The sequence below is a fragment of the Mesobacillus sp. S13 genome, from assembly GCF_020422885.1.
GTDB lineage: Bacteria > Bacillota > Bacilli > Bacillales > Cytobacillaceae > Mesobacillus > Mesobacillus selenatarsenatis_A.
Map to the genome: position 1 here is coordinate 800,594 of NZ_CP084622.1, position 22,947 is coordinate 823,540.

25 protein-coding genes are annotated in these 22,947 nt (G+C 44.1%); 18 read left to right on the plus strand and 7 right to left on the minus strand.

Annotation, left to right across the window (positions count from 1 at the left end):
• Positions 1–140: 140 nt before the first annotated feature.
• Positions 141–713, plus strand: coding sequence for a helix-turn-helix domain-containing protein (locus LGO15_RS04110; RefSeq protein WP_226086853.1), 573 nt, complete (start codon positions 141–143; stop codon positions 711–713).
• Positions 691–1,650 (plus strand): alpha/beta hydrolase, encoded by a 960-nt coding sequence (locus tag LGO15_RS04115; protein ID WP_226086854.1) that lies wholly within the window; start codon positions 691–693, stop codon positions 1,648–1,650. The genes LGO15_RS04110 and LGO15_RS04115 overlap by 23 nt, the downstream gene beginning before the upstream one ends.
• Positions 1,651–1,873: 223 nt before the next feature.
• Here LGO15_RS04115 and LGO15_RS04120 read toward each other — a convergent pair whose 3' ends face one another.
• Both LGO15_RS04120 and LGO15_RS04125 read right to left on the minus strand, forming a co-directional pair.
• A complete protein-coding gene (locus tag LGO15_RS04120) occupies positions 1,874–2,728 on the minus strand; it encodes an amidohydrolase family protein (protein ID WP_226086855.1) in 855 nt (284 codons plus the stop codon).
• Positions 2,729–2,739: 11 nt separating this feature from the next.
• Positions 2,740–5,778: a GNAT family N-acetyltransferase gene (locus LGO15_RS04125; RefSeq protein ID WP_226086856.1), complete on the minus strand. Its 3,039-nt coding sequence runs from the start codon at positions 5,776–5,778 to the stop codon at positions 2,740–2,742.
• A 241-nt stretch (positions 5,779–6,019) separates the two neighbouring features.
• On the opposite strand from LGO15_RS04125, the gene LGO15_RS04130 reads away from it, so the two are divergent.
• From LGO15_RS04130 to LGO15_RS04145, 4 genes are all read left to right on the plus strand, one after another.
• Positions 6,020–6,523 (plus strand): methylated-DNA--[protein]-cysteine S-methyltransferase, encoded by a 504-nt coding sequence (locus tag LGO15_RS04130; RefSeq protein WP_226086857.1) that lies wholly within the window; start codon positions 6,020–6,022, stop codon positions 6,521–6,523.
• Positions 6,524–7,038: 515 nt separating this feature from the next.
• A complete protein-coding gene (locus LGO15_RS04135) occupies positions 7,039–7,539 on the plus strand; it encodes a flavodoxin domain-containing protein (protein WP_226086858.1) in 501 nt (166 codons plus the stop codon).
• Positions 7,540–7,636: 97 nt separating this feature from the next.
• Positions 7,637–8,188 (plus strand): undecaprenyl-diphosphatase, encoded by a 552-nt coding sequence (locus tag LGO15_RS04140; RefSeq protein WP_226086859.1) that lies wholly within the window; start codon positions 7,637–7,639, stop codon positions 8,186–8,188.
• Positions 8,189–8,309: 121 nt separating this feature from the next.
• On the plus strand, positions 8,310–9,575 hold the full coding sequence (locus LGO15_RS04145) for a hemolysin family protein (RefSeq protein ID WP_226086860.1): 1,266 nt from the start codon (positions 8,310–8,312) through the stop codon (positions 9,573–9,575).
• A 200-nt stretch (positions 9,576–9,775) separates the two neighbouring features.
• On the opposite strand, the gene LGO15_RS24130 is transcribed toward LGO15_RS04145, so the two are convergent.
• The 3 genes from LGO15_RS24130 to LGO15_RS04155 form a co-directional block, all read right to left on the minus strand.
• Positions 9,776–9,907 (minus strand): hypothetical protein, encoded by a 132-nt coding sequence (locus LGO15_RS24130; protein ID WP_264163880.1) that lies wholly within the window; start codon positions 9,905–9,907, stop codon positions 9,776–9,778.
• A 36-nt stretch (positions 9,908–9,943) separates the two neighbouring features.
• A complete protein-coding gene (locus tag LGO15_RS04150) occupies positions 9,944–10,807 on the minus strand; it encodes a permease (RefSeq protein ID WP_226086861.1) in 864 nt (287 codons plus the stop codon).
• Between the two features lie 343 nt (positions 10,808–11,150).
• Positions 11,151–11,483, minus strand: coding sequence for an ArsR/SmtB family transcription factor (locus LGO15_RS04155; protein ID WP_226087815.1), 333 nt, complete (start codon positions 11,481–11,483; stop codon positions 11,151–11,153).
• 233 nt (positions 11,484–11,716) lie between these two features.
• On the opposite strand from LGO15_RS04155, the gene LGO15_RS04160 reads away from it, so the two are divergent.
• From LGO15_RS04160 to LGO15_RS04185, 6 genes are all read left to right on the plus strand, one after another.
• Positions 11,717–12,061: an ArsR/SmtB family transcription factor gene (locus tag LGO15_RS04160; protein ID WP_209438049.1), complete on the plus strand. Its 345-nt coding sequence runs from the start codon at positions 11,717–11,719 to the stop codon at positions 12,059–12,061.
• 15 nt (positions 12,062–12,076) lie between these two features.
• Positions 12,077–13,372 carry an arsenic transporter gene (locus LGO15_RS04165; protein ID WP_226086862.1) on the plus strand — a complete coding sequence of 432 codons (1,296 nt, stop codon included), beginning with the start codon at positions 12,077–12,079 and terminating at the stop codon, positions 13,370–13,372.
• Positions 13,373–13,390: 18 nt separating this feature from the next.
• Positions 13,391–13,810: an arsenate reductase (thioredoxin) gene (arsC, locus tag LGO15_RS04170; RefSeq protein ID WP_167833841.1), complete on the plus strand. Its 420-nt coding sequence runs from the start codon at positions 13,391–13,393 to the stop codon at positions 13,808–13,810.
• A gap of 49 nt (positions 13,811–13,859) precedes the next feature.
• A complete protein-coding gene (locus tag LGO15_RS04175; RefSeq protein ID WP_167833842.1) occupies positions 13,860–14,288 on the plus strand; it encodes a protein-tyrosine phosphatase family protein in 429 nt (142 codons plus the stop codon).
• 347 nt (positions 14,289–14,635) lie between these two features.
• Positions 14,636–14,986, plus strand: coding sequence for a MerR family transcriptional regulator (locus tag LGO15_RS04180; protein ID WP_167833843.1), 351 nt, complete (start codon positions 14,636–14,638; stop codon positions 14,984–14,986).
• Positions 14,979–15,440, plus strand: coding sequence for an SRPBCC family protein (locus LGO15_RS04185; protein ID WP_167833844.1), 462 nt, complete (start codon positions 14,979–14,981; stop codon positions 15,438–15,440). Before LGO15_RS04180 ends, LGO15_RS04185 begins: the two co-directional genes overlap by 8 nt.
• Positions 15,441–15,793: 353 nt before the next feature.
• Here the strand turns inward: LGO15_RS04185 and LGO15_RS04190 are convergent, their stop codons facing one another.
• Positions 15,794–16,234 carry a hypothetical protein gene (locus LGO15_RS04190; protein ID WP_226086863.1) on the minus strand — a complete coding sequence of 147 codons (441 nt, stop codon included), beginning with the start codon at positions 16,232–16,234 and terminating at the stop codon, positions 15,794–15,796.
• A 3-nt stretch (positions 16,235–16,237) separates the two neighbouring features.
• A complete protein-coding gene (locus LGO15_RS04195; RefSeq protein ID WP_167833846.1) occupies positions 16,238–16,582 on the minus strand; it encodes an ASCH domain-containing protein in 345 nt (114 codons plus the stop codon).
• Between the two features lie 182 nt (positions 16,583–16,764).
• Between LGO15_RS04195 and LGO15_RS04200 the strand changes: the two genes are divergently transcribed.
• The 6 genes from LGO15_RS04200 (at position 16,765) to LGO15_RS04225 (ending at position 22,897) form a co-directional block, all read left to right on the plus strand.
• Complete coding sequence (locus LGO15_RS04200; protein WP_226086864.1) at positions 16,765–17,310, plus strand: sigma-70 family RNA polymerase sigma factor; 546 nt, start codon at positions 16,765–16,767, stop codon at positions 17,308–17,310.
• Positions 17,291–18,295, plus strand: a complete 1,005-nt coding sequence (locus tag LGO15_RS04205; protein ID WP_226086865.1) for an anti-sigma factor — start codon at positions 17,291–17,293, stop codon at positions 18,293–18,295. Before LGO15_RS04200 ends, LGO15_RS04205 begins: the two co-directional genes overlap by 20 nt.
• 286 nt (positions 18,296–18,581) lie before the next feature.
• On the plus strand, positions 18,582–19,616 hold the full coding sequence (locus tag LGO15_RS04210; RefSeq protein ID WP_226086866.1) for a GGDEF domain-containing protein: 1,035 nt from the start codon (positions 18,582–18,584) through the stop codon (positions 19,614–19,616).
• 141 nt (positions 19,617–19,757) lie between these two features.
• Positions 19,758–20,423, plus strand: coding sequence for an L-serine ammonia-lyase, iron-sulfur-dependent subunit beta (gene sdaAB, locus LGO15_RS04215; RefSeq protein ID WP_226086867.1), 666 nt, complete (start codon positions 19,758–19,760; stop codon positions 20,421–20,423).
• A 27-nt stretch (positions 20,424–20,450) separates the two neighbouring features.
• Entirely contained in the window at positions 20,451–21,356 is a 906-nt protein-coding gene (gene sdaAA / locus LGO15_RS04220) for an L-serine ammonia-lyase, iron-sulfur-dependent, subunit alpha (protein WP_226086868.1), read from the plus strand.
• Between the two features lie 380 nt (positions 21,357–21,736).
• Positions 21,737–22,897 carry a murein hydrolase activator EnvC family protein gene (locus tag LGO15_RS04225; protein WP_226086869.1) on the plus strand — a complete coding sequence of 387 codons (1,161 nt, stop codon included), beginning with the start codon at positions 21,737–21,739 and terminating at the stop codon, positions 22,895–22,897.
• The last annotated feature ends 50 nt before the right edge of the window (positions 22,898–22,947 follow it).

Consider the following 22,947-nt stretch of genomic DNA (forward strand, 5'->3'; position numbering starts at 1 on the left):
GTCATGACGGACAGAATCAGGAAAGTGACCATCCAAAGAAAAATTTTACCAATAATCATTGACAATATTTTCAAAAGGAATTATATTATCATTATTGATAATGATAATAATCACAAACTAATACACAGCAGGTGATCACGATGAAGGAAACGAAAGCAGATTTGATTTTACACCCGGTACGAATGAAGGTTCTTCACACGTTATCCAGCGGGAGGAGGAAGACAGTACAGCAGATTGCTGAGAAACTGCCGGAAGTGCCACAGGCGACTTTGTATCGCCATCTGAAAAAACTGCTTGATGGAAAGATCATTGAAGTGGTTGAGGAAAACCAGGTGCGCGGGACGGTTGAAAAAGTCTACGCTTTGCCGAAAAACAATGAAGTCGTCTCAAGGGATGAAGTGCTTAAGGCTGGACCTGATGAGCATCTGGATTACTTTATAAAGTTCATGGCCAATGTATTGATGGATTTTGAGTCATATATCCGCCAGCACAACTACGATTTCCAAAAAGACATGGCGAGCTTCAGGACAGCAACATTATATGCCAGTGATGAGGAATATAGTGAGTTTATCAAGAAGTACGTCGAATTGATCACACCGCTTCTTCACAATGAAGAAACACCAGACAGGAAGAAACGGACAGTTACCAATATATTGACAACTCACCATAACATTGAAGAGGGGAATAAGGATGATGAACGCCCAGATGGTTAAAGAGGAGATTTCTTTTAAGAGTGATGTTCAGTTAAGAGGGACTTTGTTGATTCCGGATCAAGGGAAGGAGAGGTACCCGACGATTATATTCCTTCCAGGGTCAGGAGAATTGAACCGTGATGGCAGCACTCCTAATGGAAAATTTAAATTTGATCTATATAAGGATTTGGCTGAACTGTGTACATCACTTGGATTTGTTACGTTCCGCTATGATAAAAGAGGTGTGGGTGAAAGTGAAGGGAATTTCCATTCAGCCGGGCTTTCTGATGCGTTAAAAGATGGGGAAGCAGCGCTGGATCTGCTCGCAGCTCATCCAAAAGTCGATGGAAGCAAACTCATCATCATTGGACATAGCGAAGGCTGCATGGTCGGAACTGCCCTGAACGCAATCAGGCCGGCAGCAGGTTTGGTTCTTCTTTCAGGCGGAGGTGAAACACTGAAAGAAGCACTGGATCACCAAAGACAACTGCTTTATAAAGAAATGAGAGAAAAGAAGGGACTTCAGGGCTTTATCATCAATAAGTTCAACACCCTCGATAAAGCTGAAAAACAAGCACAGGGTACCTATCAGAAAATGATTGATTCTGATAAAGATGTAACGAAAACGCTGGGTTTCATCAAAATGCCGGCCAAGTACTTCAGGGAGCATTTTGCGCTCAATGTAGAAGAGGCGCTGTCCAAAGTAACATGCCCGGTACTGGCCATCAATGGGGCAAAAGATTTTCAGGCCAACCCTGAAAGGCTGAAGCGCATTGAACAGTTTGTCCAGGGAGAATATGAAATCCACGTCGTCGAAAACATGGATCACGGTCTGAAGGAACAGCTTACACCGCTGAGACCATCATCCTACAAAAAGGATTACTTAAAAACAATCGGAAAGCCGATACATTCTGAGGCGGCAAAGCATCTGACTTCCTGGCTTCAGAGATATCTTTAAAATAACTTCCTGGCTTCATAGACTATTTTAAAAAGAAGAAGTCCCATAACCATAGTGGTAACGGGACTTCTTCTTGTTAATCCAGCTCCAGCGCCTAGCCCCTCGAGACGCTTCGGTCCTGCCAATGAAGTCAAAGAACGACTTCACTGTCAGGCCCTCCAGCGCTTGTCGGGGCTGGACAAGGCGCTTGCGCTTTTTGTCCTTTCTCTACAACAACTCGACTCTACTCCAAGAATGGCTTGATCTTCGGGAACACCTTCAGAGCGGTATTGTAAAATACATCTTCATGGTGCTCGGGCGGAATCAGGTCCTTGATGAACTGTATATACGGACCGACTGGAATCAGCGGCCAGTCTGTGCCGAACAGCAGCTTGTCGTAGGAATCGGCGAACTCAAGCGCATGGCGCAGATGGTCGAGGAAACGTCCCTGGCTGCGCTTATCCAGCTCGGCCTTTGTCCCGACAATAAGCCCGGATAAATCGGCAAAAACATTCGGGTTTTTGTATATGATTTCCGCTCCTGTCAATGTCCACGGATCCCCGAAATGGGCCATCATGAAATTCACATCACGATAGTTGACGGCAACCTCGTCAATCGCCATCGGATGGGAATATTTCAAATATCCTCGCTCCGAATAGGTGTCGCCCGTATGAAATACGACAGGAAGCTGATATTTCGCGGCCAGCTTATAGACCGGTTCGTACACTTCGTCATACGCATAAAAAGGATAGTACCCCAGATAGATCTTGATCCCGACAGTCTTCGGCTTTTGCAATTCTTCTTCAAGTCGGACAAGGGCTGCCTCATCCAAGTCATATGGGTTGACCCCGGCGCAGCAAAAAATGTTGGCTGGGAGCTTTGTTTCCATATCGAGCCCCATCGGCGTCCGGGCTTCATAATCCGGGAAGCCCATTTTATCGGTTTCCGTCAGGCCCATTCCGATTCCGAGAACCACATTAGCTTCCTTGAACTCTTTTAGGATGCCAGCTGTGGAATAGTCGACGAATGACAGCTTCTCTGCCGTTTCATAAAAGGATTTAATGTTTGATAGATGAATATGGGCATCGATGATTTTCATAGTTTCTCCTTTTAAAATTGGACTCTTCTCAGTTTTTTCAGCAGGTCTCCGGTCAGCCTTCGCTCATCGAAAAGCAGGAATAGCGGAGCGCTTTTTGCAAATTCGCCTTGGTGCCTTGAGACGAGCTGCAAAACCTCTTTGTTAGTATACGCATCTGTTGGATATGCATCATTGTTCGGAATCATGTAAAACTTATCGTCAGAGCAGTTAGAGGTAAAATACGAATCTCCATCCATCAGCAGAGGAATTTCCTCACTGCCTGCGTGATAAGCATGGCCCTGCTGGCTGTCACTGACTGAAATCTTCACATCGGTCAGCTGATTGCCACCGACGAAAAGGTCTGTAATCCAAACATCATCAGCAAGATTTTTCCCTCCAGCATCCGTAACTTCTGCAAAAGATGCGAGAACCGGCACGCCTGGAAGCATAAAATAATATTGCACATACTGGACGCCTTTCCACTGCTTATGTTCTTCGAACTCAGTAGTGATTGCCAGTCCGCTCCACGTGTTTCCTTCACAGTCTTTCTTTTCAACCACTTCAGCATGGCTGTTTTCTTTTAACAGTGAGAAGGTGTTGATTCCTCTTGGTGCGGTCTTCATTCCGCCGGCCCAAGGGTTCCACCAGCTCTTCGCCGTCAACTCTGGGTAGGAGTTGGCGAGCCATTCGTGGCCATTCACTTCCATAGAATAGATTCCAGGATAGAAAGCCGGATCTGACTTCAGGGTGATGACACCGTTATCGACGATGAAACGGTCATCTTCACAGTTGCTAGTTACCCTTCCAGAAGGAGAGAGCAGCAATTCTTTGAATCTAGCTTCTGTTCCATTGCCTTCATATGCAGCCTCGAAAACAGACACGGGCTGTGAAGCTGTTACCGGAACTGTCACGGAATGAGAAGTTTTCTCCATTTCTGACGTAATTTCATGAATCTCATTTCCGATGATTAAAGTTCCATTCAGATAGCTGTTTCGGTAGGTTTTTAACGTGAATTCCGGATCAGAATCTGGCTTGATCACAAGCTGGTCTGATTGGTAACTCAGTTCGCTAGTTCTGTCAGGTTTCTTCAGTACTGGCGCTTGCTCTGCGTAGCCGATGAAATCGTCGACAGTCTGAAAAGCACCAAGTGAAAGGGTAATGGTTCCGGATACAGCTTTAGCGCCTGGCTCCAGTCTTCCGAATTGGTCCTCAATGATGAACTGCCAGCTTTCGGGGCCGGCGTTGCTGTCTTTTGACCACGACAATCCAATCGGGCCGGAATGTCCTTCGGAAAAATACCAGTTCCCTGTGATTCTCTCTGGATCCAGCTCGCCGATTTCCATGATTCGATTTTCGGAAAAATAAACAACCTCGCCATCAAGAGGGAAGTAGACTTGCTCCAGGTCCTGGTGAACAGGCTGGCTGAAGGCCACATCAGGATGGGTGCTTTTACCTTTATTTTCAACCTCTGCCCGTGTTTCGAGAATTCCATCACCAAATAAACGGAACGTCTGTGTTAAACGCAAGCCTTCCATATCGGCTGAATCCAGGCAGATTTTTAAATCAACCGAGGAATCATGGACCTCCCAAGTAACGGAATTAGGCTTTTTCTTGGTAAACTCGAGCGAATATGGCTTTCCGAGCTTTGGTGTCAAGAAGGCAAAAGGAAGGTTCTGCTTACTTTTCGCAACATTCGTCACCAAATCCCGTTTACGGACATTGATCTGTCCAAGACCGTTGAAAATATGCCAGAAATCCTTCGATTCACCACCGAACTTCGCTCCAGAACCTTTGAAGGCAACCGAAACATCCTGTTTGAAGCTTAGCTTTTGTCCATCCATTTTTGTTGCAGTAATCGTCAGCTCAGGCTTGTAAAAACCATGCTTTTTTAACGTTAATGGCAAAGATACCGTCTTGCGGCCGCGGTCAGGAATGTGGGTGGTGACCATGTTCCTTTCTAAAACGACCTGTTCATTCTCCGGGAAGCTTAATTGAAAATCAGCGTTCTCCCTCAGGTTATTGGTTATTTCAACATCAATAGACGTTTCTTTGTCCAGGAAAGAGAGATTGCCAGAGTAGCTGGCTTCTATTTTTGCCGGATTGATTGGGAAGACACCAAGCTTCAACTCGCATTCAAGACCGTTGATCCAAACAGTCGCACTGATGCTAGGATGCGTATGCCAGTTGCTCGGTTCTTCTCCTTTTTCAACGGTAAAGGCAGCGGGTATAATAGATTCATCAACTACCAATTGCTCTGCTGCAAAATCATACTTAATTCGCTCATTGCCAATGCCGCTTGCCTTGAAGCTGAGCGGTGCTGCGCCCTTGTTCACGAGCTTGATTTCGAATTCCCGTTCTTCCTCCTGAATCACTTCATGGTCCGCGATTTTCAGTTGCAAAATGAACTCATCATTTTCAATTAAGCTGATGCCGCGGCTTGTTCTTTCAAATTGTACTCGTGCTGACGTTTCAGCGTTCTGCCAGCTATATTCATAGAAAGTAAAGCCGTTTTCCTTGTAGCCGTCTGGCTTCACTTCTATTAATCTAGTGCTGTCACCATACCAATCCAATTTTTCAAAGACCGGTTTTAACAAAGGTGTGTTCAGGACCTGGGGGATGAAATTCATCAGATGTGTGGAGTCATCTCGGTCCTCCCAGAAAAAGCCGCATTTTTTATAAAGCGGAACGGCCTTTGTGTTTCCGGCCCAGGTGTATAGGTCAAGGCGCGGCCAGCCCAGCTCCACTGTTTTTTCCAGCGCCTGAAGAAGAAGCTTTTTGCCAATCTTATGCCCCTGGTAATCGGGTCTGACATTGAGGAGCGGGATATAGAGCGATCCAGTATCCTCCTTATATTCAGACAAACCGCAGTACCCGACGACTTCTTCACCGTCCAGCGCCAGATAGAGCTCGATATTATCGGAGTTGGCTTCCTTCTTTTTCACCTGTTCCTCCGTCATGACGCGCGTATCGCCGCCCCAGCCGTCACGACTCAAATTCCACATCCTGGCGACACCGGCTGCCAATCCTTCATGGTATTTCTCGATTTGAATTACCTTGTTCAATTGTGCCATTACAATTCTCCTCCCTGACTATGGGCCATCTTCCTTTTTCGTTAAAATAAGCTTCTTTTTTGAATTGTCCATTTTGTTCAACCTCCTTTGATTTGATGGGAATGTTTTGCACTCCATATCCATCGTAAAGGGAAAATTTACTAGAGTAAAGAAAATTTAGAATTTAATGTTTTTTCATATTAAAACGTTGGCTTTCTTTTTAGTATAATGAGGAAAAGAAGGTTAGAAGGAGCGATGAGTGGTGGAGCAAAAAATCTATTGGGATATTCTTGATTTTAATCACAACGAAATTTATATCTCGGCAACGGAAAAAGGCTTATGCTATGTTGGATCGCCGGAAGAAGACTATGAAGTTATGGCTAAACGTTTTCCTGGGGCTGTTTTTGAAAAAAATGAAGAAATCATGAAGCCATATAAGCAAGAATTGCTAGATTATATAGAAGGAAAGCTTATACAATGTTCCCTCCCCATCGATGTAAAAGGAACCCCATTCCAGGAAGCGGTCTGGGCAGCATTGGGGGAAATACCTTATGGTGAAACCTATACATATTCGGATATCGCGGCGAAAATCGGCAAGCCGGCTGCTGTGAGGGCAGTAGGAACTGCAATCGGAGCCAATCCAGTTCTGATCACCGTACCCTGCCATCGCGTCATTGGAAAAAACGGAGCGATCACGGGCTACCGCGGTGGAATTGCCATGAAGCAGCATTTGTTGGAATTGGAGAAAACACATTGTAGAAGCTAATGGATTGAAGGAGAACTGGTCATATATATTGTTCCCGGATTTGGTGTGCGGAGAGGAAACGGGGCATATAAAGTAGATTTATGTTCCCGGTTTTGGTGTGTGGAGAAGAAACGGGGCATATAAAGTAGATTTATGTTCCCGGTTTTGGTGTGTGGAGAAGAAACGGGGCATATAAAGTAGATTTATGTTCCCGGTTTTGGTGTGTGGAGAAGAAACGGGGCACATAAAAAGAGTTTATGTTCCCGGTTTTGGTGTGCGGAGAGGAAACGGGGGACATAAAGTGGATAAATGTTCCCGGTTTTGGTGTGTGGAGAGGAAACGGGTCACATAAAATAATTTATGCGATGTGTTACAGTGGAAAAATGCATCTGGGAATCACCTCATCCTGCAAAACATGAATTGTTAGAAAATTGCCATACATCTTTCACACTTTTTCTTTACCCAAAAGCTATAATGAATCCAAATGGACTATGCACGGTGGTCTGGAATACCAGAGGGCTGATGGGGGCGATTGAATGAAGAGTTTGATTGTTTACTGCTCAACACATGGTACGACAGCTAAAGCGGCACATCTTTTGCGGAAGAAGATTGAAGGGGATGTCATTGCCATCAATCTGGATAAGACGAAGCTTCATTCGGATTTGGAGCTGTTTGATTCGGTGATGATCGGCGGGTCGATTCACGCCGGCAGCATCCAGGGGAAAATCAAGAAATTCATGAAGGAGCATGAAGATGTGCTCAAAAGAAAAAATCTCGGTTTGTTTCTTTGCTGCATGAGGGAAGGGCAGGAGGCACACCTTCAGTTTGAGAATGCATTCCCTTCAAACCTGAGGGAAGCGGCAATCGCAAAAGGGTTATTCGGGGGTGAATTCATTTTTTCGAAGATGAATTTCTTCGAGAAGATCATTGCGAAAAGCGTAAGCGGGTCGACAGAAGAAATTTCTCATCTCGACTTGGTATCGATCAACGAATTTGCGGAATCTTTTAATAGAAATAATAAGTATTTACCAGTCTAAAAATCGCGGGCTTCCTGAGCCTTCGATTTTTTCATTTTGCCAGCGGAAATTATTGTATAATCAAAGTAATTTGTCTGGGGGAGAGTGTTTTGTAGGAATGAATATTAAGCTTTTCAGAATGATTAATGACACTGGAAAGGAATTCGAGGCCTTTAATCCGATCATTGTCTTTATCGCCAACAATGCGATTTACCTGTTAGCGGCGGCCGTCCTGATATACTTGTTCAGTCGTAAGCCGGAAAACCGAATGATGATAGTGAGCGGTTTAGTGTCACTTATTTTAGCAGAAGTGGCCGGGAAAATTGCGGGCATGTTCCACTCCAATCACCAGCCGTTTGCAACGCTTGAAAATGTGAATCAATTGATTGAGATGGAAGTGAACAACTCATTTCCAAGCGACCATAGTATTATCTTTTTCACGATGGCGGTCACGTTCTGGCTTTTTAAAAGAAAGCATACATATTTATGGATTCTGCTTGCCGGAATGGTTGGTTTTTCGCGAATTTGGGCCGGCGTGCATTATCCAGCAGATATCCTTGTTGGTGCATTGCTAGGATCGGGTTTTGCCTACCTAGGCTATCGCCTGATTCCAAACATCGATATGCTAAACAAGAATAAATTGACAGGCAGGGAAATGAAAAATCTCTGATTATGAAACCTTTGTGCCGGGTAAATCGTACATAAATGAAGCTGAGATAGAGTATTTGATTTATTTACTCTAGACCAGTAAAATATATTCTGACAAATTTTTTTTCGGAGAGTGAATTTTTTTGGAAGTTCCCATAGGTTTAGTCATTTTATTAGGTGTTTTAATTCTTTTGTCTGCCTTCTTTTCATCGGCAGAAACCGCTTTTTCCAGCGTCAACAAAATCAGGCTGCGAAACTATGAGTCTGAAGGCCGCGTTGGAAGCAAGAATGCTTTGTATATTTCCGAGAATTTCGATGACGCGCTGTCTACCATTCTAGTAGGTAACAATATCGTCAATATTGCGGCGGCGAGTATTTCATCGAAGGTAGCTGTTGATATCTTCGGAGCGAGCACAGGTCTGATCGTAAGTACATTTGGTATGACGATTTTGATCCTGATTTTTGGTGAGATTTTGCCGAAGTCTATCGCAAAGGAAAATGCAGAAGCTTATTCGTTAAAAATTTCCGGTATCCTGCTGTTGCTGATCAAAATCCTGACACCGATCAATTTCGTGTTCAGTAAATTGAAGGCATCCGTATCCAGGATGTTCTCGAAGGATGGGGAAGTTCAACCGTCCGTCACTGAAGAAGAAATCAAGGTAATGGTCGACATCAGTGAAGAAGAGGGTGTCATCAATAATGAGGAAAGGGAGCTGGTACACCGTTCCCTGGAATTTAACGATGTTCTTGTCGGCGAAATTTTAACACATCGAATGGACATGATTACAATCGAAGTAAGCCAGTCACTCGAGGAAATCAAGCAGATTTTCATAGAAGAACGTTTCTCTCGAGTTCCGGTTTATGAGGACAATATAGATAATATCATCGGATTTTTGTCCGAACGTGAGTTTTTTGCAGAAATGATCCAGAATAAAGAAGTGAATGTCCGCGAGATGCTGCGCCAGCCGATGTTCGTCGTGAAATCGATGAAAATCGCGACCTTGCTGCCTGAGCTGCAAAGGACAAAGAGCCATATGGCGATCGTCGTTGATGAATTCGGGGGAACAAGCGGCTTGATTACGCTTGAAGACATCCTCGAAGAGCTGGTCGGTGAGATTTGGGATGAGCACGATGAAAAGGTCAATATCATGACGAAGATCGATGAGAGCACGTATGAGTTCGATGCGGCCTACGATCTCGATGATTTTTCCGAATTGTTCCATGTGCCAATGCCGGACACATCATACCATAACCTCGGCGGCTGGATTTTTGAAACATTAGAAAGCATCCCGGTGAACGGCGATACATTCGTTTACCAGAACTTGCGAATCATCGTCAAGGAAGTAGAAAATCACCGTATTCGTAATATAAAAGTGGAAATCATGCCCGTTCTTGAGGTAGAAGAATAAAAAAGAAGGTGGAATCAGGCGTTTAGGTGCCTGGCTCCACCTTTTTTGCTTGCTGGAAAAATTATTCTCTTAACAATGGGCGATAATCGCACGAAGATGGCCTGTAATTGCACAGTGAAGTCATGTAATTGCACGGAAAATAAAACTAATTGAACGGTAAACTCTGCTAATTGCACCGTCTTCCTTTTATTGTGAAAATACTAACAGCAAGTAGCATCGCCGCCGCAGCAAGCTTCGTTTTTCTCTTCTGTTTCCTGGACTTCCTTGATTTCCACGCTGCAGCAATCAGACTTCGAGTTGCTGCCCATCAGGATTTTGATAAATTTAGCCATTGATTTCACCTCCTTTCATCAATTAAATTTGATTTATTAGACGAAATAGAACACAAATCCAGATACAGTGGACATCGTGATGACAGAAGCGATGAAGGCAATCACGAGCTGCTTTTTGAAGATTGATTTTAACAAGATGACTTCCGGCAAGCTGGCGCCGGCTGAGCTGATCATCATCGCCATCACGGGACCAAGGGCCATTCCTTTTAGAATCAGCATTTGCGAAATCGGAATCATGCTAGAAAGGCGGATGTACAAAGGAATCCCGGCGATTGCCGCTACTGGGATCAGCCACCATGCATCATGCCCGAACCATTTCGTAATGATTTCTGTTGGAACAAGGCCATGAATGACCGCGCCAATCGCAGCACCTATCAGCAAGTAAGGGTAGACACTTTTCATCAGCGACCAGGTTTCTTCTAAGGCAAATCTCCAATTGAATTTCTGATTTTTTTCTTCGTATCCAGACATGATGACATTTTTGACGTAGCGCTGGAATCCCAGCTTATCGAGTGTAAAGCCAATGACAATCGAGAAAACACTTGTGATGATGGTGTAAATGATGGTAACTTTCCAACCCATCACGACACCCATGATCGTTAAAATCGTTGGGTCCAGCACCGGAGAAGCGAAGAGGAAAACCATGACGATTGAAAAAGGGATTTTCTTTTTCAGCATATTGACGACTACTGGAATCGTGGAGCAGGAGCAAAAAGGTGTGATAAACGCAAACAGAATGGCGGCAAAGCTGGCAAGCAATTTATTGCGTCCTGTCAGTTTCTTTTCGATTTTTTCATAAGGAATATATCCCTGGAGCAAGCTGATCAGAAAGGAAATCCCGATAAAAAGCACCGTTAACTCTAGAGCTATCCATAAAAAGCTTTTTAGAAATTCAATCATTGTCCTCTACCTTCTTTCTTTCTTTAGCAACTAGCTGGAATTGGACAGCATTTAGGCTGCTGAGTTTGTTTACGGGCGATTGCAGGGGTTCGCTTCGTTTCCGGCTGTTCAAAAAACTTCCATGCGTGTCTAGCTTTCCTTTCAACGTCTTGCTGTTTTAACTGTGCAAATGCTTGATAATCGTGATAAAACATGTATATCCTCTCCTTAATCAAAATATATTGATTTATTAATCAAAAAAAATTGATTTATTGGTTGAAAAAAGAGACCTTGCTGGATATGCTCTTTTCGAATGGTTGTTAGATTAATTAGGAAACAAAATCTACAAGTGTTTGAAAAGAGCTTAACAACAGTTGCTAGGTCTGAAAAGGCAGCAAAGCTCTGGAGATAATAGATGGTTGATTTCTTCGGTGTTTACTGTGTAGTAGCTCCAGGTTCCCTTCGTTTCTTTCTGGATCAGATTGGCATCAAGCAAAATTTTCAGATGATACGATAATTTTGATTGGGGCATGTCAATCAGTTCACTTAGATCGCAAACGCAGCTGGAGTCTTGCTGGCAAAGAAGATTGAGGATGTGCAGGCGTTTTTGGTCGGCAAGGGCTTTGAATTTCTTTTCGTATTTTTCAAAAGTGCTTTGAAGCGGCGGTTCCTTGGCTGCTTTAGTGTCAGTTGTCAGGTCTGTTAAAGGAATGAATTTTTCCACTCTCAGCTCTCCTTAATCAAAATTTCTTGATATATTGTATTATATTTCCTCCCTAACCATAATGCAACTGTTAAATCAAAAAAAATTGATTTTTAATAAAATCACCTGCAACAAGAAATATTAAGATCATGTAAACTTTATAAATCGTTCTTGAACATATAAGCAAATCATTATATGATAATACAGTATTTGGAGGTGGAGGGTAATTGATAAAACAAACTATTGAAATGGATCAGGCTGCTGCAGTACTTAAGCTGCTTGGTGATAAGACGCGTTTGACGATGATGAGAATTCTTGCGGACCACGATTGCTGTGTCTGTGAGTTTGTAGCGATTTTCGAAGCCAGCCAGCCGGCGATCAGCCAGCATATCCGCAAGCTGAAGGATGCAGGTCTGGTAAAAGAGAGCAGGAGGGGGCAGTGGGTATTTTATTCACTGAACGTGCAGTATGAGCATTTTGAATTTGTTCAATTGCTCTTGGAGGCACTGCCAAGCCAGGAAGAAAAATTAACAGAACTTGAAAAGCAGGGAAAACGGATTTCCTGTGAATAACGGAGGTGTGTGGATTTGTCTTTACCGATTATCGCTTCACTGATTTTTCTTGTGACGCTGACACTGGTCATCTGGCAGCCTAAAGGGCTGAGCATTGGCTATTCAGCAGTTGGTGGAGCTGTTTTAGCATTGATTTTTGGGGTGGTCGATTTCCAGGACGTGGTTGATGTGACTAGTATCGTCTGGAACGCAACCCTTACATTTGTCGCACTAATTATCATTTCACTTATTTTGGATGAAATCGGATTTTTCGAATGGTCCGCCTTACATATGGCACGGGCCGCAAAGGGTAACGGAGTTAAGATGTTCATATATGTCACCTTGCTTGGTGCAGCGGTAGCGGCATTGTTCGCAAACGATGGAGCTGCACTGATTTTGACACCAATCGTGCTGGCGATGGTACGCAATCTTAAGTTCGAGGAAAAAATGGTTTTTCCTTTTATCATCGCGAGCGGGTTCATTGCCGATACGACATCACTTCCACTGATTGTCAGTAACCTTGTCAATATCGTATCTGCCGACTTCTTCGATATTGGGTTCGTCGAATATGCATCCCGCATGATCGTGCCGAACTTTTTCTCATTAGGTGCAAGTATTTTGGTGTTGTATTTATTTTTCAAAAAGAGCATTCCGAAGAACTATGATATGTCTAATTTGAAAAAGCCGGCTGAAGCGATCAAGGATATGAAGATGTTCCGCTTATCTTGGATTGTGTTGGGAGTCCTGCTTGTTGGTTACTTCGGAAGTGAATTCCTGAACATTCCGGTATCTTTCATTGCCGGTATTGTCGCGATTTTCTTCTTGTTGATGGCAAGGAAAAGCCCAGCTGTTCATACGACCACCGTTGTAAAAGGCGCACCATGGGCGATTGTGTTCTTCTCGATTGGGATGTATGTGGTCGTTTACGGTCTCCGTAACGCTGGTTTGACGAACGTTCTTGCGGATGTCATTCAGGCAGCGGCTGATCAGGGATTATTTGTCGCAACGATTGGAATGGGCTTCATTGCCGCGGTTCTTTCTTCAATCATGAACAATATGCCAACTGTCATGATTGATGCACTAGCGATTGCGGATACTAACACAACAGGTGTTGTTCGAGAAGCACTGATTTATGCAAATGTCATCGGATCTGATTTAGGTCCGAAGATCACGCCAATTGGATCACTGGCAACACTATTATGGCTTCACGTTCTTTCATTGAAAGGTGTCAAGATTTCTTGGGGCACTTATTTTAAAACAGGAATCATTCTAACCATTCCTACTCTATTCATCACTTTGGTAGGTCTATATATTTGGTTGCTAATTATCTAATAAGGGAGCGAATCGACTATGGCTAAAAAAACAATCTACTTCTTATGTACTGGAAACTCTTGCAGAAGCCAAATGGCTGAAGGATGGGCAAAAAAATATCTTGGAGACGAGTGGGAAGTAAAGAGTGCAGGTCTTGAAGCGCACGGCTTGAATCCTAACGCTATAAAGGCGATGAATGAGGTCGGAATCAATATCACTGGCCACACATCAGATGTCATCGATCCGGAAATCCTGAACAATTCAGAGCTTGTCGTCACACTGTGCGGGCACGCAGACGAGCATTGCCCTGTAACACCTCCACATGTGAAACGCGAACACTGGGGCTTTGACGACCCGGCAAAAGCTGAGGGAACAGAAGAAGAAAAGTGGGCCGTGTTCCAGCGCGTCCGCGACCAGATCAGCGACAGAATCAAGACTTTTGCTGAAACAGGAAAATAATTCGAAGCCAAGGGGAAACTCTTGGCCTTTTTAAAAGGAGGAGTAGTACATGAGCAAGAACTATCAGGCTCTGATTTCAGGCAGGATTTTTATCGGAGGCGAAAATGCGATCCCCGAACTGCTTGAGAATGAAAAAATCGATATGGTTTATGACCTTCGTGCGGAAAACAAAGAGGGGGATTTTGAGTATCCTCGAACCCATTTGCCGATGTATGATGACGATTCCCAGCAGGATGAGTCGGTCAAAAAGGCTCTGGATGAGGTAGCAGCGGCATATGATTCTGGAAAAAACATTTACTTCCACTGTTCAACAGGCAGAACCCGGACAGGCACGCTGGCAGCTGGAACTTTGCTAAAGCTGAATGAAGCAAATAGCATTGAGGAAGCAAAGACAAAAGCAAGGGAAGTCCGCGAAGTGCTGAATCTTGATTCAAAATTGATTACATCTCTTGAAAGGATTTTTCCTGAAAAGAAATGAAAATTACAAAGCGAGCACGCGAAAAATTAATGAATGACCAGATACCTGGTATCCGGCTATATTTCGCCGGCATTAGCTGAAGGAGCTCCAAGATTGGACTGGCTCTGGATGAGCCGGAGGAAGATGATGAAATCATGCTGGTCTATGGAATCAAAGTTGCTGTTGATCCTTCGATTGAATATGAAGTAAAAGATTTGACGATAGATTTTAATAATGATTTTATTTTAACAAGAAGCAATAGAGAATCATGCTAGAGCAGCCACAAACTATTTCGTGGCTGTTTTTCTATATCTGTTTGACTTTGTGGTGCACTACATAGTTTATGATGGTTGTACAAGGGGGCCGACATGTACAAGGTAAGCGAATTTTCCAAAATGACGGGGCTCAGCAAGGAGACGCTCAGGTATTATGCGGAGATCAAGCTGCTTGAGCCAGTATTCATCGACCCGAATAATAAGTATCGATATTATGACAACGGATCCTATTTGGTTGCAAGATTATTGGTGCATCTGAGACGCTTCAATTTTACCATTCAGGAAATGCTGACCGTTGTGAACGATGAATCTTTTGAAAACCTGGAACAAATCTTATGGAAGAAAAGACAGGGACTCGTCAATCAGGTGCAGGAACTGAATGAACTCATTGAAGAAATGGATGATTTCTTCGAATTTGGAATGGAGGATGCAGAAAATGATTAAGTGGCACGAAGAACGGATCATTCCGGTCAATAGCGAGACAATCTGGACATTATTTCAGCTGGAGAACATCCAGCGAATCATGCCGAATGTGATAGAGAACAAGGTGATCGAAAAGAAAGAAGGAGTCGTCGGGTCGAAATATGAGCAGAAATATAAAGAAGGCAAGCGAATCGAGACGTATATCGTCGAAGACCTCGAGCACGAAAACACTCCTGATAAAAAACACCACAAAATCGGTTTCACGCTAGCCAAAGCATTTCAAATTGAAGCAGCGTACACGCTGATCAAGATCGGAGACAATGAAACCAGGTTCATTTACCAGGGCCAGAATACGGGGCTGAACTTCCTGGGCAAGACCTTGCTGAAATTGGGCGGAGAAAAGAATAACAAAAAAGTCGTCACGGATTTTATGGATACTGTGGAAAAAGAAGCACTGAAGGAAGCGAAGAAATGATCGCTTGGCTGCCATTTTTGGGATGGCAGTTTTTTTATGGTAAAAACCTGCTTAATTTTGAGAAATGGAGTAACATGCAAAGGGATTTTGCTTCAGTTAAGGAAATTTACCGGCAGATTTAGTAGTTCATTGGCTAAAATGATCAAAGCTGATTATTTTATTGGCGAAAATCAAAATATATCGACCACATTTTCGATTTTATCGGCGGATTTTAAATTTTATCGACCACATTCCCGGATATATCAGCGGATTTTGAAATATATCGACCACATTTCTGAATATATCGGCGGATTTCAAAATATATCGACCAAGTGTAAAAAAGCCCGGGCACCACGGCCCGGGCTTCCGCTTTCTCACCACAAATTCGGCTTCACGACCATGAACCAGAGCATCGACATCAATAGGATGATGTATGTCCAGATGGTGCGCTTCAATTTTGCAGAGAGTTCTAGTTTATTCGCGCCTTCTTCGGCAAATTTCCGGAGTGTCGGCGAGAATGCCCTTGCGAGGAAAAAGAGTGAGGCAAACAGCAAGGCCAGGGTTGCAATGATCCACGGTGTTTGCCATGTCCATGGCCCGAGAATCACGAGCAGCACTCCTGTTCCAATCAGTACATGTCCGGCGTGCTTTGACAGCCGTACAGCTGATTTCAATGTTGCGAGATAAGCCTCCAGTTCTTTTCCCACTGCATCAGGCAGTTTTCTTACAATTGGCATCAGTATGAAGAATGGGCCAATCGACATGACCACGCTTGCGACGTGAAGATAAATAATGATTCGATATGCCAGATTCATTTTTTATTCTTCAACAGGGCTGAATTCGTGTACCCAAACGCGCATTTGCGGCAGCCATGGCATTCCTGGGTGGTAAGACAGGATTGACTGCTTGTACTCCTCGACTGTTTCAAAGCCTTCACGCTGTGCGTCAGCGTCTGTCAATTCGCCAAGAGATTGTGAGTAGACATGATCCACCACGAATTTCTTCCCCTTTAACTCCATGACTTCGCCTACATCAGCATAACGGCCGTTACGGCGAGTCGCAGTTTTTTTGCCTTCCAGTACCTTATTGACGTCGTCTTCCATTGTAACAAGACGCTCGATTTCACATGTTTTTGGCGGTAAAGTATTGTTCTGTTCTGTCATTGAAAAAACTCCCTTCGTTTTGCTCCTATATAAATGTACCATACTTCGAAAAAAGAAAGCCAAGGCGTTCACAGTGAAAATAGTGTTTTGAAAACTTTTTTACAAAAACAGTTAGATTGAGTGTAACATTTTACATAGTTCATCGTTTTAGTATCGAGATTTTAAAAATGAGGGGCAGTTGTATGGACGAAGGCAGAAGGAATGAACTCGAACATTTATATAGAAAGTACACGAAGCCCCTTTATTATTTTTTGCTGAAGCTTTCGGGGTCGCCTCAACTGGCCGAGGATTTGGTGCAGGAAACCTTTGTGCGGGCAACGATTTCGCTTTCCTTTTACCAGAATGAGGATGTGAGGGCCTGGCTGTTCAAGGTGGCACGGAATGCTTATCTGGATGAATGGCGCCGGCGTCAGCGGAGGAAATGGGTTCCGTTTGCTGATTATTTATTTGCGAAGGATGAAATGGCGAGTCCATATGGATTGCCGGAGGATGAGGCCATCCAGGCGGAAACCTCTGATGACTTGCAGCAGCTGATGGCCTATTTGCCGGAGCAGTACCGGTCGATCCTGTATCTGCGCGAGGTCGAGATGTTCAGCTATCAGGAGATACAGGAAGCGCTAGAACTGTCAGAAAACCAGGTCAAGGTCACGCTTCATCGGGCGCGTAAAAGGCTAGCACAAATAGCGGAAAAACAAGGATGGAAGGACGATGAACATGGAATGGACTAAGGACAAGGAAAAGAAAATCCTTTTTAAATATCGATTTGCATTGACGGTGAAGGTGATTAGGGTCATCCTCGCCACGCTGTTTTTCTTTTGGCTGTATATGATGGTCGTTTCGATCAGCTACCACTCTCTTGGTCTTGACAAAAAGCATATATTTTACAGCCGGGTGGCGATGGATTGGACGCAGCCGAATATGTGGGACGATTTTGGAGGCATCGATTCAGCCGAGATCACTCCGTTCCTAACGCAGAAAATTTCCTATCCGGTCTTCAAGATGGTTGGGAAAGAGCCTGAGCTTGTAGGCACCAAGCAATTGGCCAAACGGTTGGTTCCAATGTACTCAACAAATCAGACGGAATATCTTAAGCCTAAAAACGAGCAAGAATATCGATTTTACCTGCCAGAACATCCGAAGACAGGAAATAAGCTGGAAGCTAATGAAAATCCAGGAGTTTGGACGAAGTTGGATAAAGTTCATGAAGGCACAGTTGCCGAACTGTCTTTTTCGACGAAGAAGTATATGACACCTGAGGAAATGCTCGAATTTCTGAAGCCATATGACCTCGATGTTCTATGGATGCCGTTGTATACAGGAGAGATGAAGAGATTTGAACCTGGAAGCTGGAGCGGCGGCGGTAATTCAATGTCTGTCGACCCTTTTGGATTCACGGGCGGGCGCGATACTGGTGATGACTATAATTCTCAGAGCAAGTATGGCCTCGACGAGAAATTCACTGAGCAAAATAAGAAAATGATGCTGAAGCAAATGAAAAAACTGCTGGAAAATGAATCAACCAGCTACAGGGAGAATTTCCTCGGGCTCTCCCACCTTGAGGAGCGCTATGATTATTTGATGAAGGAAGGTTTCCAGGTCTACGGTGCTGTCGTGACCGGTCCGGTAAAAGAGTTGCTGAAGTTGAAGGAAAACGAACAAATCCAGGGTGCCAACCTTGGGGATATGTCTTATTGGAACTGGTCTGAAGAATAAAGGATCATAGGGATAAAAAATTTTGAAGGAGCAAGGTCTTTTCTGGGACTTTCGCTTCTTCTTTTACTTTTGGAAATATACTAAAATAGAGTTTTCTAGTACAATGGAAGTAGAAGGTGGACCGCTGTTCATGCAGTAATTGTCGCCTTTCCATAGCTATATATTTCAAATTCGAAATATTTATTTTTGAGGGAAAATCTTGAGCCTAAAAAGCTGCGGATCAGGCAATGCGTTCTTACAGTTAAAGACACGTTGCTAATGCATGGCGGCTGGGGAGATGAGAACAGTGTTCCATAAATTTGAAACGATTGAGGAACTTAAACGAAGCGTATATATGTGGCTGCTCCCGATCATTACGGTTGCGCTAATCATCAATAGCTTTTTAAATGATAACAGCCTGTACGATACAGTCGTTAATACAACGCTGATTATCTGGTTTTCCATCAGCTGGGTTATAGCCTATGCAAACCGTGGAATTCGCATAGCGGAATATGTCACTCTCTTTTTGGTGAGTGTGTACCACACCTTCACGATGTTTGATGTCGTATACAATGATCTTGCAGAAACAGGCGGCTCATTAGGAGATTTCATTGTCTGGATGCCACTTATCATCATGTTTTTCTTTTTAGCGCTCGGTATAAAAAAAGGCCTGTACTATTCGATTTTTATTTTCATGGTCACAATGACGATCGGAATGATTTACAGCGGGCAGTTGACCTCTGAATCAATCGATTCACTCACGCAGTTCCATGCGGCGAATATCGTTTATATCTTGGTGCTCTATTACGCGCAAAATATGTTCCGCGCTTTTACAGAAAGAGATTTGCTCAAAAAGTACGCCTATCTCGATTCCCTGACCCGCATAGCCAACCGGCACCAGATTGATATCTGGCTCGAAGAAAGGCTCGAGTCTGCGGGAAAAGAAGGCAAACCGTTTTCCATCATCTTTTTCGATATCGACCATTTTAAAAAGGTCAACGATGTATACGGCCATAAAATTGGCGACTGTGTGCTGAAGGAGCTATCTGCCATCGTCTCTGGAAATCTTGGGGAGGGTGACCAGTTCGGCCGCTGGGGCGGAGAGGAATTCATCCTGATCACCAACAGTAACGGTGGACAAGCCTTTGAAAAAGCAGAGCATTTCCGGAAACTCGTCGAGAACCACTGCTTTAAAGGAGCCGGGAGTTTGACGGCGAGTTTCGGGGTCACAGAGTTCCAGCACGGTGACAATATCGATTTGTTGCTGAACCGTGCCGATGAAGCATTGTATAAGTCGAAAAACTCCGGAAGAAATAAAGTGAGCGTGAATGAACCATCCTGATTGATTGGGGTGGTTTTTAAATTCCATTAAATATATGATTAAACTATATTGATAATGTGGTAAGATAACTATGGTTAGGACTATTGTAAATTATTTATATATGAAATCGCTTTCAATAGATAGGTAAAGGGGCAGTGCACCATGAAATATCGTTCTGCATTTGATATTATAGGTCCGGTGATGATCGGGCCATCGAGTTCGCATACAGCCGGCGCTGCAAGGATTGGCCGCGTGGCGCGCACATTGTTCGAGAAGCAGCCGGCAAAGGCCGTCATCTCCCTGTACGGTTCTTTTGCTAAAACTTACAAAGGACATGGAACCGACCTGGCACTCGTTGCCGGGATCATGGACTTTGATACATTTGATGAACGGATTCCAGACGCTTTGAAAATCGCGGAGCAATCCGGGCTCGAAGTTGAATTCATAACCGAGGATGCCGTCACAGAGCATCCGAATACGGTAAAAATAAATCTTTACGATGGACAGGGCAAGGAGCTTGAAATCGTCGGGATATCCATCGGCGGCGGAACGATTGAGATCACTGAAATCAATTCGTTCAAGCTGAAGCTGTCCGGCGGCAACCCGGCTATCCTCGTCGTCCATCATGACCGGTTCGGGCTGATTTCAGCCGTGACAACGGTTTTATCAAAGCACCAAATCAACATCGGCCATATGGAGGTTTCCCGCAAAGATAAGGGAGATACAGCAGTCATGGTCATCGAAATGGATCACAAAATCGAAAACGGAGTCTATGCAGAGTTAACAGCCCTTGATGGCGTTGACCAAGTTATCCGTCTCGTTGACTAAATATGAGTGACATCAGGAGGGCTAGCCATGTTTCGTAATGTTGCGGAGCTTGTTGAATTAGCTGAAAAAAATCAAGTGAAAATAGCCGAAATCATGATTCGGCAGGAGATAGAAGTTTCAGGCCGTTCCCGCGAGGAAATCATTGCCCAGATGGACAATAACCTCCAGGTCATGGAACGCGCTGTGGAAAGAGGCTTGGCTGGCGTTAAATCCCAGACCGGCCTTACCGGCGGGGATGCAGTCCTATTGCAAAAATACATCGACAGCGGGAAATCGCTTGCTGGGAATCTATTATTGGATGCCGTCAGCAAGGCAGTTGCAACCAATGAAGTGAACGCAGCGATGGGCATTATCTGCGCGACTCCAACCGCTGGATCAGCAGGCGTCGTTCCGGGAACACTTTTTGCAGTAAAAGAAAAGCTCAACCCGACGCGCATGGAAATGATCGAGTATCTGTTCACGACTGCGGCATTCGGTTTTGTCGTTGCCAACAATGCGTCGATTTCCGGAGCTGCGGGTGGCTGTCAGGCAGAAGTAGGCTCAGCTGCAAGTATGGCCGCGGCGGCAATCGTCGAAATGGCAGGCGGAACACCACAGCAGTCATCTGAAGCATTTGCGATAACGATGAAAAATATGCTTGGATTGGTTTGCGACCCGGTAGCTGGACTAGTTGAAGTTCCATGTGTAAAAAGAAACGCAATGGGTGCTTCGAACGCCATCACTGCGGCCGACATGGCACTTGCCGGCATCACAAGCCGAATCCCATGCGACGAAGTCATCGGCGCGATGTACGCCATCGGCCAGACCATGCCATCCGCACTAAGGGAAACAGCAGAAGGCGGACTCGCGGCAACACCAACAGGCAAGCGATTAGAGGAAGAGATTTTTGGTAAGCCAAAGGAAAAGCTGGTAGATTATTTGATTCAGAAATAATGTATGTGAATCCATCCTTAATTTGAGGGTGGATTTTTTGCTTTTTTTGGAAGATTGAGAGATTATCGGTGTTGAGCGAGAGAATATTGGTAAGTTTGGAGAGAATATTTCTGAAGTTCGAGAGATTATTGAACACTTTCGGGAGAATATTGCTGATAATTGAGAGATTAACTGATGTTCCTGATTAATGTATATAGAAGGGTGATTAAAATTAAGGTTAAGTGAAAAATATTAATTCGTTTCTGAGAAATAATAGCACAGCAATAGATTTCTCCCACGATTCGCAACAGAACTCGACAACATTATTATTTTTGGCATTATATACTGAGTTAAAGAATACATAGAATCAGTCATGCAGACTTGAATAATGGAGGGAAAGGGTGCTTAAACGTAGTGTATTCCTCGCAGTGACGATTGGGCTGACTGGAATGAATGCAGCCTACGCCGAATCATCAGAGAGTCTGCCAGAAATTCGGCAGAAACGGTTTGATTTAAAGCAGAATTTCAATGAAAAAGAAAATCAAATCCAAACGTTGGAAAAGGCTGAGGAAAAATATCTAACTGAACTGAAGTCGCTCGATGATGAGATGTCAGAGCTGAATCAGAAAATCAGGGATCTGCAAGAAGTTCTGAGTGATTCCGAACAGGCTGCAGAGGATATGGAAATGGAAATTCAAAAACTTAGTTTCAACATCCAACACCGGGAGCAATTAATCAAAAAACGACTGCGTTTGATGCAGAGCAATGATGGATTGGGAATGTATGTAGATTTGATTTTTGATTCGAAAAACATGTCCCAGTTGTTTGATGCGGCAATCGCCGTTAGTACAATCATTAAGGCTGATAAGGATTTGCTGGCAAAACAAAAAGCTGATTTGGAGTCACTGAAGGAACAGCAAGAAGCGCTCAAGGATAAGGTGGTCCTGCTGGAAAAAGACCAACAGGAACTGCTGTTATTGAAAGCTGACTTGGAGAAGAAGACGGAGGAGAAGGAGCGCCTGCTTGAAACTGTCCATGCCACTAAGGAGGAAAGTGAATCACAGCTGATGGATATGTATGAGGTCTATGTCAACCTCGCCTCCCAGGAAATTGCGATTTTAAAAGAAAATCAGAGAGTGGAGCATCAGCTCTCTGAATCTGAGGACGTATTTATCATGCCTACAAAGGGAGAACTGACCTCTGGTTATGGTCCGAGATGGGGTAGGCTGCACGCAGGCATCGATATTGCTGATGAATCGGCCGAAACCGAAGTGGTCGCGGCTGCATCCGGAACCGTCATCCGCTCCTATTATTCCGTAACCTACGGTAACTGTGTTCTGATCACCCACAAAATCAACGATAGCACCTTCACCACCCTTTACGCCCACCTGGAAAAAAGCACAGTCGCAACAGGTCAGCCTGTCAAAAAAGGCGAGTTGCTGGGCTATATGGGAAATACCGGTGACAGCAAGGGAAAGCATTTGCATTTTGAAATCCATGAAGGCCAGTGGAACTATGAGAAATCAAACAGCGTTGACCCGCTTCAATATGTAAAGAAATAAGCCAGGTTTCCATTGGAAATCTGGCTTGCTCTTTACGTTAACGTCAATGG